This window comes from Acinetobacter sp. ABJ_C1_1 (assembly GCF_044684115.1).
GTDB classification, from domain to species: domain Bacteria; phylum Pseudomonadota; class Gammaproteobacteria; order Pseudomonadales; family Moraxellaceae; genus Acinetobacter; species Acinetobacter nosocomialis_A.
Genome location: NZ_JBITPU010000009.1, coordinates 96,859 through 111,463, shown reverse-complemented (window position 1 = coordinate 111,463; position 14,605 = coordinate 96,859). Strand labels below are relative to the sequence as shown.

General features: G+C 42.5%; 15 protein-coding genes. 14 read left to right on the top strand and 1 reads right to left on the bottom strand.

The genetic code is table 11. The annotated features are described in order from the left end of the window. Positions 1–28: 28 nt before the first annotated feature. Positions 29–841, bottom strand: a complete 813-nt coding sequence (locus ACG59Z_RS11975; RefSeq protein WP_400199556.1) for an IclR family transcriptional regulator — start codon at positions 839–841, stop codon at positions 29–31. Between the two features lie 273 nt (positions 842–1,114). On the opposite strand from ACG59Z_RS11975, the gene ACG59Z_RS11970 reads away from it, so the two are divergent. The 14 genes from ACG59Z_RS11970 (at position 1,115) to ACG59Z_RS11905 (ending at position 14,569) form a co-directional block, all read left to right on the top strand. After that, positions 1,115–1,420, top strand: a complete 306-nt coding sequence (locus ACG59Z_RS11970) for a non-heme iron oxygenase ferredoxin subunit (protein WP_002117586.1) — start codon at positions 1,115–1,117, stop codon at positions 1,418–1,420. 27 nt (positions 1,421–1,447) lie between these two features. Beyond that, on the top strand, positions 1,448–1,747 hold the full coding sequence (locus ACG59Z_RS11965) for a recombinase-like helix-turn-helix domain-containing protein (RefSeq protein WP_107973897.1): 300 nt from the start codon (positions 1,448–1,450) through the stop codon (positions 1,745–1,747). A gap of 16 nt (positions 1,748–1,763) precedes the next feature. After that, positions 1,764–2,831, top strand: a complete 1,068-nt coding sequence (locus tag ACG59Z_RS11960; protein WP_396479653.1) for a Rieske 2Fe-2S domain-containing protein — start codon at positions 1,764–1,766, stop codon at positions 2,829–2,831. Beyond that, entirely contained in the window at positions 2,824–3,588 is a 765-nt protein-coding gene (locus ACG59Z_RS11955; RefSeq protein WP_400199552.1) for an SDR family oxidoreductase, read from the top strand. The genes ACG59Z_RS11960 and ACG59Z_RS11955 overlap by 8 nt, the downstream gene beginning before the upstream one ends. 11 nt (positions 3,589–3,599) lie before the next feature. Then, positions 3,600–4,529, top strand: a complete 930-nt coding sequence (locus ACG59Z_RS11950) for a VOC family protein (protein ID WP_400199551.1) — start codon at positions 3,600–3,602, stop codon at positions 4,527–4,529. A 28-nt stretch (positions 4,530–4,557) separates the two neighbouring features. Then, a complete protein-coding gene (locus ACG59Z_RS11945) occupies positions 4,558–5,769 on the top strand; it encodes an NAD(P)/FAD-dependent oxidoreductase (RefSeq protein WP_400199549.1) in 1,212 nt (403 codons plus the stop codon). A gap of 42 nt (positions 5,770–5,811) precedes the next feature. Then, the gene (locus ACG59Z_RS11940) at positions 5,812–7,035 is read left to right on the top strand and encodes an MFS transporter (RefSeq protein WP_400199548.1); all 1,224 of its coding nucleotides are present in this window, start codon (positions 5,812–5,814) and stop codon (positions 7,033–7,035) included. 23 nt (positions 7,036–7,058) lie between these two features. Continuing rightward, positions 7,059–7,580 carry a cupin domain-containing protein gene (locus tag ACG59Z_RS11935; RefSeq protein ID WP_014206035.1) on the top strand — a complete coding sequence of 174 codons (522 nt, stop codon included), beginning with the start codon at positions 7,059–7,061 and terminating at the stop codon, positions 7,578–7,580. 36 nt (positions 7,581–7,616) lie between these two features. Beyond that, positions 7,617–8,441 carry an alpha/beta fold hydrolase gene (locus ACG59Z_RS11930; RefSeq protein ID WP_400199546.1) on the top strand — a complete coding sequence of 275 codons (825 nt, stop codon included), beginning with the start codon at positions 7,617–7,619 and terminating at the stop codon, positions 8,439–8,441. A gap of 15 nt (positions 8,442–8,456) precedes the next feature. Continuing rightward, positions 8,457–9,251, top strand: coding sequence for an SDR family oxidoreductase (locus tag ACG59Z_RS11925; RefSeq protein WP_400199545.1), 795 nt, complete (start codon positions 8,457–8,459; stop codon positions 9,249–9,251). Between the two features lie 15 nt (positions 9,252–9,266). Then, positions 9,267–10,058: an aspartate dehydrogenase gene (locus ACG59Z_RS11920; RefSeq protein WP_023897190.1), complete on the top strand. Its 792-nt coding sequence runs from the start codon at positions 9,267–9,269 to the stop codon at positions 10,056–10,058. Positions 10,059–10,071: 13 nt separating this feature from the next. Next, entirely contained in the window at positions 10,072–11,538 is a 1,467-nt protein-coding gene (locus ACG59Z_RS11915; RefSeq protein ID WP_400199543.1) for an aldehyde dehydrogenase, read from the top strand. Between the two features lie 38 nt (positions 11,539–11,576). Further along, on the top strand, positions 11,577–13,217 hold the full coding sequence (locus ACG59Z_RS11910) for a thiamine pyrophosphate-binding protein (protein ID WP_400199542.1): 1,641 nt from the start codon (positions 11,577–11,579) through the stop codon (positions 13,215–13,217). A 155-nt stretch (positions 13,218–13,372) separates the two neighbouring features. Further along, positions 13,373–14,569 carry a hypothetical protein gene (locus ACG59Z_RS11905; protein WP_400199540.1) on the top strand — a complete coding sequence of 399 codons (1,197 nt, stop codon included), beginning with the start codon at positions 13,373–13,375 and terminating at the stop codon, positions 14,567–14,569. The last annotated feature ends 36 nt before the right edge of the window (positions 14,570–14,605 follow it).

Sequence of the window (14,605 nt, the reverse complement as noted above, 5' to 3'; positions counted from 1 at the left end):
CAAAAAAAGCGACTTAACGTCGCTTTTTTTAATAAATAAATTTTGAAATTTTATCTGCGGTTGTGATTACCATAGCGGCAATATCTTCTTTAAAGGTCTTTTCATCATAAGTGGTAATTGGGCAGCTCACTGAAAGAACCGCCACCATTTTTCCATTTGATTGTTTGAAAATAGGGGCAGCACAAGCAGCCATATCGTGGTTGTAATGACCCCAGCTCACCATCGATTTTTGAGTTTTTACATAACTCAACTTTTGTATGAGTGCTTTCAAACTGGTTGGGGTCAGTTCTGAGTAACTATCCCACTCATTGAAATTACGGTAACGTTGTCGTACTTCTGCCTCTGGTAAATCTGACAATAACATTTGACCAATGACGGTTGCATGGGCAGGCCAGCGAGTACCTAAACTAATATTGCTGGTAAACGTTCCCATAGATTGAACGTTATTTACAAAAACAATGTGTGTACCTTCTAAAACGGTCAGATGTACTGCCAGTTTGGTCTGGTCGCGTAGTTCTTTCATTAAGGGCGTCGATAAATCGAGTAATGAAAGTTTAGATAAACTGTTAAAACCAAGCTCCATGACTTTTGAATCGAGAGCATACGTTTTTTGTGAAGCTTTCCTTAAGTAACCGCAAGCTTCAAGTGTGTAGATCAGACGAAATGCACTAGAACGGTTCACTTCCAAAATTTCGGCAATTTCTGTAATCGTCATTTCTTGTGCTTGTTGATTAAAAGCTTGCAAGATGGCTAAACCACGCACAAGCCCTGGTACTAAATACCGATCATCATTTTTTGTTGTTTCTGATTCTTGCGAATCTTCTTCAATCTCTAGGCTCATTCGTGTTGTTTTCCTATAAATAAAACAGGGTTCGAATTAGGGCATTATGCTTTATTTTAGAACTATTGTAATTATAAAGATCGCATAAAACAATTTTTATATTTAAAACAAAGTTTTTATTTTGAAACGTAACAAATTATTTAAAATTAATTAATTGCATGATTTATATGTTTATTTTTACTTTGACAAAAATTAATCAAGAGTATTATTCTTTGCTTGTGTTTTGAAAATGAAATTAAGTTTTGTATATAAAACAAAACGAGGACGCAAGATATGAGTTGGATCTCAGTTTGTCAGCAAGGTGACGTTAGCGAAGATGAGCCGAAAGCCATCGAAATTGAAGGGAAAAAAATAGGCGTATTTTTCGTCGATGAAAATTACTTTGCTATCGAAAATGTTTGCCCTCATGCGTATGCCTTATTAACCGAAGGATTTATCGAAGATCAAACTGTGGAATGTCCATTGCACGAAGCAATTTTTGACATTCAGACAGGTGAGCTAAAAAGTGGACCCGGGTGTAGAAACCTATGTACGTACCCAGTTCGTGTTGAAGGACAGGATATTCAAATTCAACTCTAGTCCTCACATGTACAAGGAAGCAGAACAATGAAGACATTTAATGAAAAGTTGGCAAGCTGGATTCATGCAACGCCGGCAACCGAAGCAGGTATCAACAATATTCAAATTCCTGGTCAATCTGAATTGTTGGTTTGGCAAACACGTTATAAAGAACCGACTCTCTACGAACAAGACTTTGTAAAGAACTTGATTCAGGCATTTTCTGCGGGCGCAACTGAGTTGGATGATGTTGTTTCTGCACTTAATCAACAGGGTTTCCGCTGTGAATCTGGTAATGAATGGACTTCTGCGAGCTTTACAGAAGAAATGCAACGTTTAGGTTATTGATTCAGGGACGAATAAAATGAACGCAATCGTATCAACTTCACAAAGCGCTGAAGAATATTTAGAACTTGGTTTACGTGACCAATGGCATCCGGTTTTAGCAAGTTGGGAAGTCGCTGCTAATCCAGTTGGAATTACTCGTTTAGGCGAAAATATTGTGGTTTGGCGTGATGCCGAAGGTCAGGTTCATGCACTTGAAGATCGCTGTCCACACCGCGGTGCACGTCTTTCACTTGGTTGGAACTTGGGTGACCGAGTGGCTTGCTGGTATCACGGTGTTGAAGTTCGTGCTGATGGTGTGGTTGCTGATGTGCCAGCGGTTCATGAATGTCCAATGACTGGAACGAAATGTTTAAAGAACTATCCTGTCATTGAGCAACATGGCGCAATCTTCATTTGGTTTGGTATCGATGCAAATGAACAACCCGCACCGCTTGAGTTTCCAGAACAACTGGCAAGTGAAGAGTGGAGTTCATTCCTTTGCCAAGCAGACTGGAAAGTAAACCATCAATACGCGATTGATAACGTGATGGACCCAATGCACGGGACCTATTTACACGCTACATCGCATTCGATGGCAGATGGTGAACGTACCGCAGAGATGAAGCATCGCACAACCGATAATGGCTTTGTTTTTGAAAAAGAAGGTCAAACAGGGGTGAACTTCGACTGGGTCGAATATGGTTCAACAGGTGCGAGCTGGTTACGTCTTTCAATTCCATACCGTAAGCAATTTGGCCCAGGTGGCGAATTCTGGATTGTGGGCTATGCAACGCCAATTGACGCTAACAATACTCGCGTATTTTTCTGGCGCTGCCGTAAGGTGAGTGGTTGGCAACGAAATGTATGGCGCTTCTTGTATCGCAATCATTTAGAGCAGTTGCATTGGGATGTATTGGAACAAGACCGAATTATTTTAGAAAACCTTGCGCCAAATGCGCGTGAAAAAGAGTTCCTCTATCAACACGATGTTGGTCTTGCACGTTTACGCCGTTTAATGAAAAAAGAAGCTGAGAAGCAATTAAAGAAAATTGCTGCACTAAATGCATCAAACCGTATCGAGATGCAGGAAGAAGCTCATGGCTAATGTAGCGTTGTTGCAAGGCAAAAAAGTTTTAGTGACTGGTGCTGCGCGTGGTTTAGGCCGAGATTTCGCGCAAGCGATTGCCGAGGCTGGTGCTGAAGTTGTGATGGCAGATATTTTGTCTGACTTGGTGCAACAAGAAGCCCAAGCGTTACAGCAACAAGGGCTAAACGTTCATGCGGTCACCGTTGACCTTGCCAATGCAGACTCTATTGAAAATGCGGTTGCAAAAAGTGTTGACGTACTCCAAGGACTAGATGGCCTTGTGAACTGTGCGGCACTAGCAACCAATGTCGGTGGAAAAAATATGATTGATTACGATCCTGAACTTTGGGATCGAGTTATGAATATTAATGTGAAAGGCACATGGCTGATCAGTAAGGCCTGCGTTCCCCATTTAAAGCAATCGGCTGCCGGAAAAATTATTAATGTTGCTTCCGATACAGCACTTTGGGGCGCACCGAACCTAATGGCTTATGTTGCAAGTAAAGGTGCAATTGTTGCTATGACACGTTCAATGGCAAGAGAGTTGGGTCAGTTCAATATCTGTGTCAACACATTGTCTCCGGGGTTAACTTTGGTTGAAGCAACCGAGTATGTACCTCAAGAACGTCACGATTTATATGTCAACGGAAGAGCGATTCAACGTCAGCAACTTCCACAAGATTTAAATGGAACAGCATTGTATCTACTGTCGGATTTGTCCTCTTTTGTGACAGGTCAAAATATTCCGGTCAATGGCGGTTTTGTCTTTAACTAAGGAGTAGTCAAATGATTACAGGGATCGAGATTTTAAAGTTTGGAGTTGAAGATAGAGCCGCTTCAAACAAGTTTTTGGCAGATTTTGGTTTAAGTCAAAGTACTTCAGATATTGAAGGCACAGATTTATACCAAACCCAAAATGGCAGCAAGATTTATCTATTTAATTGTGATGATGATCGTTTGCCTGCTGCTATTGAACAAGGTTCAACTTTACGTGAAGTGACTTGGGGCGTTGATAGTGTTCAAGACCTTGAAGACTTGGCAGCTCGTTTGGCCGATGTAAAAGGTTTTAAACGTACTGAAAATACAGTTCAGTGTCTTGACCCAAATGGCATGACCATTCGTTTTGAACAAAGCTTTGTTAAGGAAGTTCCTGAACTTAAAACGGAAGGCATTAACCAATACGGCAATATTCAACGTGTTAATGCAGCAAGTCCTGTCTATGAAAAAGGTCAGCCTGTTGCGATTGGACACGTGGTGTTCTTCACACAAGATTTGGCAACAACTGAAAACTTCTATATTGAAAAAGTAGGCTTTCATTTATCGGATGCCTATAAAAACCGTGGTGCATTCTTACGTTGCCGCGGTGAAGGTTATCACCATGATTTATTCTTGCTCAGTGTTCCAAATAAACCTGCTGGCTTAAATCACGTTGCGTTTGTAGTACGTGATATCCATGAAGTAATTGGGGGCGGTTTAAATATGAATCGTTCGGAATGGTCAACCTTTATTGGACCGGGACGTCACCCAATTTCTTCTGCTTATTTCTGGTACGTCAACTCGCCATTAGGTGGTGCGTTTGAATATTACACCAACGATGATTATTTGACAGAAGAATGGCAGCCACGTGTAGAAGAGCATCGTCTAGAGCTTTTCACCGAATGGGCGATTGAAGGTGGTCTTGATGACACAACCCGCCGTCAGGTGAAGCCTGTTTAATAGGTATGGCTGAACAAGGAAGATGGCTATGGAAAAGATTGTAATTGTAGGTGCCGGACAGGCAGCGGGTTGGGCAGTAAGCACACTACGCCAAAACGGTTATGTGGGCGAAATTCACGTGGTTTCAAATGAAGATCAAGTGTTTTATGAGCGTCCGCCACTGTCTAAGCAAGTACTTTCAAAAGAAGCAACTTATGAAAGTTTGAATCTGTTCTCTCCAGAACAGGTTCAAGAGTTCAACGTTCAATGGCATAAACCGGAAATTGCAACAAAAGTCGATCGTGAACAAAAACAGGTTCATTTAGAAAGTGGCCAGATTTTACCCTATGACAAATTGCTGATTGCAACCGGAAGCCGTGCACGTGTACCAGTTAATACATGGCAGTTTATTCCAAATGTTGTGACCTTACGCAATGTGCATGACTGTGAACGTTTGGCTGAAATTTTAAAGAATGCAAAAAATGTCGCTGTGATTGGCGGTGGTTGGATTGGTTTGGAAATCGCTGCAACCGCACGTAAGCAAGGTAAAGAGGTTCATATTTTTGAATATGGTGACCGTTTATGTGCAAGAAGTGTGAGTCCGGAAGTTTCTGCATTTTTAAAAAATATGCATGAGACCCAAGGTACAAAAATTCATTTAGACAGCAAGAGCCTTCATTTGGTTGAAGCACCTAATCAGAAAGTTGAAGTGGTGAATCATCCTCAAAATAGTCAGTTATTTGACTGTGTCGTGGTAGGTGCAGGTGCTGACATTGCCAAAGAGTTAGGTGTACACGCTGGTCTTGATGTGAAAGATGGCATTGTGGTGAATTGTTTTGGGCAAACTTCAGATCAAAACATTTATGCCGCAGGCGATGTCGCGATTCATCCGGGCTTGGGTTATTGCATTCAGTCTTGGGCAAATGCACAAAATCAAGCGATTGCAGCTGCGAAATCAATGCTGGGAATTGAAACTGAATATAGCGATATTCCATGGCTTTGGTCTGATCAATATCACTTCAACATTCAGATTTTAGGAACGTATCAACCTGAAAAAACCAAAGAATTGGTCATTCGCCAAGGCGGTGAAGATCAGGTGAGCTATTTATATCTGGACCATGAAAATCGTTTGCTCAACATGATTGCTATTAATGACTCGAAGCTAGTCAAACTGGCAAAACGTTGGATGCAAGCCAACACCGTTTTAGATCCAAAACTATTAGCAGATGCTGAATTTAATGTCATGAAGTTAAAACCGTAAACATTAAATCTGGTTCTCATTACCAAATCGAAGGAATGACACATGAGTAATGAAGAAAAAAGTGGATTGAAGCATTGGGTACCTGCTTTTGTCCTTATGGTGTGTGTGGTACTGGCGTTTTTCGACAAGATCAGTATTGCGGTTTTATTTTCAGACCCACATTTTCAAAGCTCGATGGGAATTACTGAAGATAAAGCCAAGCTCGGATGGCTCATGACAAGTTTTTTACTTGCTTATGGTTTTTCATCAGTCTTTCTAAGCTTTTTAGGCGATATTTTTAACCCAAAGAAAATGCTGTTCTGGAGCGTGACCTCTTGGGGCCTACTCATGCTTTGCATGGGCTTTACCACCAGCTACTCAGGCATGTTGATTTTACGTGTACTGCTCGGTTTAGCAGAAGGTCCGCTATTTGCTTTGGCATACACCATTGTTAAGCAGACTTATACAGACCGTCAGCAGGCACGTGCCTCAACCATGTTCTTACTGGGTACACCGATTGGTGCATTCCTTGGGTTCCCAATTACGGCAGCCGTTCTGGCACACCACGACTGGCATACCACTTTTTTTGTGATGGCTGCACTAACACTCATTGCAATTTTAAGCATTGTTTTTGGTCTGCGTAACTTGCAACTCAAGAAAACTGTTGAGCTTGAAGGTGAAAGTAAACGTACTAACTTCAAAGGCCATATCGCCAATACCAAAGTACTTGTGAGCAATAGCGCGTTCTGGTTGGTGTGCTTATTCAATATTGCCTTAATGACTTATCTGTGGGGCCTAAACAGTTGGGTTCCTTCTTATCTCATGCAAGACAAAGGATTCAACCTCAAAGAGTTTGGGGTGTATTCAAGCTTTCCATTCATTGCAATGTTAATTGGCGAAGTAGTTGGTGCGTTTTTATCTGACAAATTAGGCCGCCGCGCAATTCAAGTATTCAGCGGTTTATTACTCGCGGGCATCTTCATGTATGTGATGGTCATTATGACTGAGCCATTATTGATTATTGCTGCTATGTCTTTAAGTGCTATGGCGTGGGGCTTTGGAGTGGCTGCGGTATTTGCTTTGCTTGCCCGAGTAACCACCTCAAATGTAGGTGCGACAGCGGGTGGAATATTTAACGGTTTAGGTAATTTTGCAAGTGCAATTGCACCTGTTCTTATCGGTTACATCGTGATGCAAACACATAGTTTTAATTTGGGAATTACCTTCTTGGCTGCAGTCGCTGTCATTGGGTCGTTGTTCTTGGTTCCTCTTTTAAAACGTTATTAATTCACTGTATAGGAGTTTAAAAAATGACTACACAACAATTCGAATCGTGGGCACAACCAGAAGGTACTTCTTTAGAAGATTGGTTAAACACGCGTATTGCTCGCTTTGAGACACGTAAATACGACTTCGATGCTTTGAAGTTCCAAGCTGATTACGACCCGAAATATCGCCGTGCACAAATGCGTTACATGGGTACGGGTGCAACAGGTGTTGCAAATGACGGTAACACCGTTCCAGCAGAAAACTTCACGTTTTCAACCATGGTTCTACCACCACAGTGTGAAGGTCCTTTGCACATTCACCACGACGTTGAAGAAGTTTTCTTTATGCTCCGCGGCGAAATTGATTTGTTTATTGAGCACAACGGCGAAAAATTTGAAACCCGTTTAAAAGAGCGTGACCTGATTTCAATTCCACCGGGGATCTACCGTGGTTTATTTAACCCAGGTCAAGAAGATGCCTTGATGTGCGTGATGTTGGGAACAGGTAAACCAACAATTCCTAACTATCCACCAGAGCATCCATTGTCTCAAATCAAACGTTAATTGTTTGATGAAGTGAATGAAAGGAAAGAATTAAAAATGATGACACTCATTGAAAAGTTAGCAGAATTTCCAGTGAAAACGGTCAATGTTCAAGGCCAGCAACAAGCCTATCGGGAAGCCGGTCAGGGCGAGTACCTTGTGCTGTTGCACGGCATTAGTTCAGGTTCTGCTTCATGGGTAAACCAACTTGAAGTGTTGTCTCATCATTTTCATGTCATTGCCTGGGATGCACCGGGCTATGGCAAATCAGATGAACTTTTAACTGATCAGCCCAATGCGACCGACTACGCAAAGCGTTTGGCAGCATTGTTCGATGTTTTAAAAATTGAAAAAGCAATTGTGGTCGGACACTCATTAGGTGCCTTACAGGCCAGTGCATTTGCTGCACTGTACCCAGAGCGAGTGAAACACTTGGTGGTCGCTAACTTGGCGCAAGGCTACCAACGCCACGATGAACAGACACAAATTCAGGTTTTTGAAAAAAGACCAAAAATGTTGAAAGAGCTCGGTGCTAAAGGAATGGCCCAAAGCCGTGGACCTCATTTGATTTATAAACAAGAGCCACAAGCCTTAGCCTTAGTTTCAGAGGTGATGCAACAGTTGACCCTACAGGGTTTCACACATGCATCGTACTTACTGGCATATGACGAAATACGTAATTACTTAACTAATTTAAAAGTCCCATGCACAGTGATTGCAGGGCAGCAAGATCAAATCACTCCTGCGTTAGGTATACAAGAGCTTGCTCAGGAATTGCAGTTGGAACAGCACTTCGTCCTAGAAGATGCAGGACATTTAAGTTATGTCGACCAACCGCAAGCATTTAACCAAATTATGTTGACGATTCAGGAACAATCGTAAGAGAGATTAAGGATTATGAGCTTCCAAGTTGAAGGAAAAGTTGCAGTTGTTACCGGTGGCTCATCTGGGATTGGGCTGGCTGCTGTTGAAATACTGGTTGCAGAGGGTGCAAAAGTTGCTTGGTGTGGTCGCGATGAAGAACGTTTAAATGCTTCTAAGCACTATATTTTAGAAAAATTTCCACATGCCAATATTTTTACCAAAGCATGTAATGTGTTGAAAAAAGAAGAAGTTCTGCAATTTGCCAAAGACGTCAAACTCAATTTGGGCAATGTGGACATGCTCATTAACAATGCTGGGCAAGGCCGTGTTTCAAATTTTGAAAACACACAAGATGAAGACTGGATGAAAGAAATTGAGCTGAAATATTTCAGTGTTTTACATCCGGTACGGGCTTTTCTCGACGACTTAAAACAGTCGGCAAATGCCTCAATTACCAATGTGAACTCGTTACTGGCATTGCAACCAGAACCGCACATGATTGCGACTTCATCTGCACGCGCTGCGCTGTTGAATTTAACCCATTCATTAGCGCATGAGTTTACTCAATATGGCGTTCGTGTGAACTCAATTTTACTTGGAATGGTCGAATCTGCGCAGTGGAAACGCCGTTATGAAACCCGTTCAGATTTAAATCTGTCATGGGAAGAGTGGACCGGCAATATCGCAAAAAATCGTGGCATTCCTATGCAGCGCTTAGGCCGTCCAGAAGAGCCTGCACGTGCTTTAGTTTTCTTGGCATCACCATTGGCATCTTACACCACAGGTTCGGCAATAGATGTCTCAGGTGGTTTTAACAAACATTTATAAATATCAGGTGCTGTCATGAAAAAGTTGATGATGATTGGTTTTGGCGCAATGGCAGCAGAAGTGTATGCCCACTTGCCCCAAGATCTGCAACTCAAGTGGATTGTAGTGCCATCTCGCAGCATTGAAAAAGTGCAGTCACAAGTCTCTTCTGACATTCAAGTGATTTCAGATATTGAGCAATGTGATGGTACACCAGACTATGTCATTGAAGTGGCAGGTCAAGCAGCAGTGAAAGAGCATGCTCAAAAAGTTTTAGCGAAAGGTTGGACCATTGGTCTGATTTCGGTGGGTACTTTGGCTGATAGCGAGTTTTTGGTTCAGCTTAAACAAACTGCCGAAAAAAATGATGCCCATCTGCATTTACTGGCAGGGGCTATCGCAGGTATTGACGGTATTTCTGCGGCCAAAGAAGGTGGCTTGCAAAAGGTCACTTATAAAGGCTGTAAAAGTCCAAAAAGCTGGAAGGGCAGTTATGCAGAGCAATTGGTCGATTTAGACCATGTTTCAGAACCTACGGTTTTTTTTACTGGAACTGCCCGTGAAGCTGCGACCAAATTTCCAGCCAATGCCAACGTTGCAGCAACCATTGCACTTGCAGGGCTTGGAATGGATGAAACCATGGTTGAGTTAACTGTTGATCCAACCATCAACAAAAACAAACACACCATTGTGGCAGAAGGCGGCTTTGGACAAATGACCATTGAACTGGTGGGCGTGCCGTTGCCAAGTAACCCGAAAACATCAACTTTGGCTGCGCTTAGCGTGATTCGTGCTTGTCGCAACAGTGTAGAAGCAATACAGATTTAAGAAGGATTTGATCATGGCAAAGGAAATTTATATTGCAGGTGAATGGCGATTAGGCCGTGGTGCAGTCATTCAAAGCCTGTTTCCGGCAGATCAGTCGGTAAACGCTGAGCTTTCAACAGCAACGCTTGAAGATGTAAATGAAGCAATTGAAAAAGCAGATCAGGCTTGGCGTGAACCGAGCTGGAGAAACAGCTTGCCGCATGAGCGCGCACGTATTCTCTATAAAGTTGCAGACATTATTGAAGCGCGTGTAGATGAATTAGCGAAACTGCAAACCCGCGATAATGGGAAGCCTTTAACCGAAACTCGTGGTTTAGTGATGAGCGCTGCGGCGACTGCGCGTTATGTTGCAGCAGCATGTGAAACGCTGAACGATGAGCTCACCACTCAGCGTGCACCGGACTTTATGACCATGAGTGTGCATGAACCTGTAGGTGTTGTAGCAGCTATTACCCCTTGGAACTCTCCAATTGCAAGTGAAGTTCAAAAGCTTGCTCCTGCTTTGGCAGCAGGAAATGCCGTGGTGTTAAAACCAGCAGAAGCAACTTCACTCATTGCTTTAGAGCTTGCCAAAATTTTTGAAGAGGCTGGTTTACCAAAAGGCTTACTCAGTGTGTTGGTTGGGCGTGGTTCTGTGATTGGTGATGCAATTGCTCAGCACCCGCTGGTTCGTAAAATCTCTTTTACGGGTGGAACAACTACGGGTCGTCATTTGGCACACATTGCCGCTGACAAACTCATTACCACTTCGCTTGAGTTAGGTGGTAAGTCACCAACCATCGTTTTACCGGATGCAGATGTCGAACTGGCTGCTAAAGGTGTGGCGTACGGAATTTTTAGCTCGGCAGGCCAAGCGTGTATCGCAGGTTCTCGCTTGTTTATTCATAGCAGTCTTTACGATCAGTTTTTAACGCGTTTGGTTGAAATTACCAAAGGCTTACGTGTGGGCCATCCGGAACAGGCGGGTGTGCATTTAGGTCCACTGGTCAATGACAAGCATTTGCAGTCAGTTGATCGCTATGTGCAACTTGCCAAAAGCGAAGGTGGTCAAGTTTTGATTGGTGGTGAGGCACTTAGGAGTGGTGACTATGCCAAAGGAAGCTATTACTTACCGACCATTATCACTGGCTTAAATAACAGTGCTCAAACCTGTCAGGAAGAAATTTTTGGCCCTGTTTTAGTCGTTATGAAATATGACAATGAGCAAGATTTAATTGCCCAAGCCAATGACAGTTGTTTTGGCCTTGCCGCAGGCATCTGGACTGAAAGCTATCGTAAAGCTTGGCGCATTGCACGTGCATTAGAAGTGGGAACGGTATGGATTAATACCTACAAAAAATTCTCGATTAGTGCTCCGTTTGGTGGCTTTAAAGACAGTGGGATTGGGCGCGAAAAAGGCCGTTTGGGCATTTTATCGTACATGCAACAAAAGAGTATTTATATGGGGCTGAATGAACAGCCTAACCCTTGGTGCGATTAATAAATTCAAGGACTGAAAACAAATTTTGAGGAACAGACATGACTGAACGTGTAAATGTAGGCGAAGCAATCGCAAGAGTTTTAGAAGCGCACCAAGTTGATAGTATTTATGGTGTTATTTCCATCCACAATTTACCTATTGCCGATGCAGTAGGGCGCCGTGAAAAAATGCGCTTTGTTGCAGCACGTGGTGAAGCAGGTGCAGTCACCATGGCAGATGCACACTCACGCTTTAAAGGCTTAGGTGTAGCGTTGACCAGTACAGGTGCTGGGGCAGGTAATGCAGTAGGTTCACTGATTGAAGCAATGAATGCAGGTAGCCCTGTATTACATTTAACAGGTCAAGTTGAGCGTGAATATCTCGACCGTGATGCAAGCTTCATTCATGAAACCAAAGACCAACTTACATTCTTGCGTGCATCAAGCAAAGCGGCGTTCCGAATTACCAGTCCAGACAATGCTGTTGGTGTGATTCGTGAGGCAATTCGTGTCGCAACTACAGTTCCAATGGGACCAGTTAGTGTTGAGTTACCAATTGATGTACAAGCAGCAGAAATTGATTTACCACTTAATCTTGGGCCAGTGAAAGCACTTGAATTGCCACAGGCAGAGCAAGCTGAAATTGATCTTCTTGTAAGCGAGATCAAAAAAGCAAAACGCCCGATTTTCTGGATTGGTGGTGGAACTTTAAATAGCATTGCCGAAGTTAAAGCAATTGCAGATTTAGGTATTCCAGTTGTTTCCTCGACTCATGCTCGTGGGGTGTTGGCAGATGATCATCCACGTAGCTTAGGTGCGTTCCATAACTCTGCAGGTGTTGAACAGTTATTAAAAGATGCCGACCTGATGGTGGTAGTGGGTTCTCGTTTACGTAGTAATGAAACAAAAACCTATTCGGTTGAGTTTCCTGAAAACATTATTCAGGTAGATGCAAACCCTGTGGCTCAGCAACGTAATTACAAAATTCGCAACTTCATTTGTGGCGATGCCAAAGATGTCTTAACACGTGTGTTAGAACAGCTTCAAGGAACTTCAAAAGTTGACGCCGATTATGATGATGCTGTAGTGGCGGCTAAACAAGCTGCAATTGATGCACTTCGTAAACAAATCGATCAGTACGCTTTAATTTGTGATCACTTGCGTGCAGCATTACCGCAAGACGGCATTTTTGTACGAGACATCACCATGTCTGGTAGCACATGGGGCAGCCGTTTATTCCCTGTACAAGCACCAAACCAAAATATCCACTCACTTGCGGGTGCAATTGGTTTAGGCCTTGCAACAGCAATTGGTGCTTCGGTTGCTAACCCTGACAAAAAAGTGATTGGTCTAGTCGGCGATGGCGGCTTAATGCTTGGTATTGGTGAGATTGCAACTATGGTGCAAGAAAACACTAATATGGTCTTAATGATTATGAATGATGGTGGTTATGGTGTAATGCGTGGCATTCAAAATAACTACTTCGGTGGTCGTCAGTATTTCAATGAACTGCATACACCTGATTACAAACTTCTTGGCGAATCAATGGGGGTGAAAAGCTGGAAAGTTGGTAGTGCAGATGAGTTTAAAACGGTTATTCAAGAGGCTGTCGCTTTTGAAGGACCAACTGTAATCGAGCTCGATATGAACTCGATTGGGCCATTAAATTTTGCGGGTCCACCGCAAAAGAAACTGTATTAACCAGTTTGGATGGTTTAGTACATATGCGATGGGAGCTGCTAAGCCATCCTTTTTTTAGATAAAATTTTTTGTCTAAAAAACAATAAAAACTAAGTTTTACAGGTAAAACAAATAAAGTTCCAGCAGGACGCTGGAACTCAATCAAGGATGTAGAGATGAAAAAGACTTCATTGATCATGGCATTCATTGCACCGCTTACGCTGGGGGTAAGCGTCAATGCATTTGCTAAAGACTCATTGCTTGAATGGAAAAGTGATGATGGCACAGACTCATTAAAGTTAGGTGGGGTGGTTCGGTTAAATCAACGCTATGAAGATTGGGAGGGGCCAAACCGTGGTTTTGGAAAACTTCATTTTGATATTTTCAAGGTAGATATCAAAGGTAAATTTGATGATGCCTATATCAGTGCCAGTTATATGGTTCAAGACCAACAGAAAACGTCCATTGAAAAAGCATATGTCGGCTATAACTTAGATGCCAATAACAGCATTGAAGCAGGTCTGGTTTATAAGCCTTTCACGATTTATCCCTATCCACAAAATGGCTGGACCTATCACATTCCATTCTTTTTAGGTTATGGCAACAATATTGCACCGGGGATTAACTGGAATTATCACGACAAAGACTGGGATTTAAAACTTGGTTATTACCCGCAAATGTTAGAGACGAACTTGCGTTATTCCCCTGAGAGTGCAACTTATGATGACTTGGCAGGAAATGCATTTCCATCTCAAAAAGCCTATCAAAATGAAAAACGCAATCAGGTGAATACCCGTATTGTTCGCAAGTTAGAAACTGATTTCGGTAAGCAAGAGTTTGGTGTATCGGGTGCGATTGCTCAGCTACATAACGATATTACCGACAAAGACGGCAAATATTATGCAGTCGGTTTGCATACCGAAAACAACTACAAACGCTTTAATTTACAAAGCTCGGTCATTCATTATCAATACGATGCTAAAAATCCCGATGGTGTAAATAATGATATGACTTTAATGGGGGCGAATGGACTTACACCTGCTTATTTCATTGCTTCAGAAGGAACCATTGCCAGTTTAAACCTTGCCTATACGTTGCCTGTCACCAATATGGGCAAGCTAAAATCCATTAAGTTTTATAATGACTATAGTTACTTGGATAAAAAACGTGATGATTGGTCAGACTCGCAAATGAACACCACAGGGATGATGTTTATTGCTTCACCATTTATGGTTTGGGCAGATTATACGTGGGGTAAAAACTCCAACATTATTGGTGGCTCTACAAACTCAACGGGTTATACCTCTGCAACCTCGCCAAACAGCGATAAATGGCTATACCGTATTAACTTTAATATCGGCTTTACTTTCTAAACTAAGCAGCAATAAAAAACCACGCAATCGGCGTGG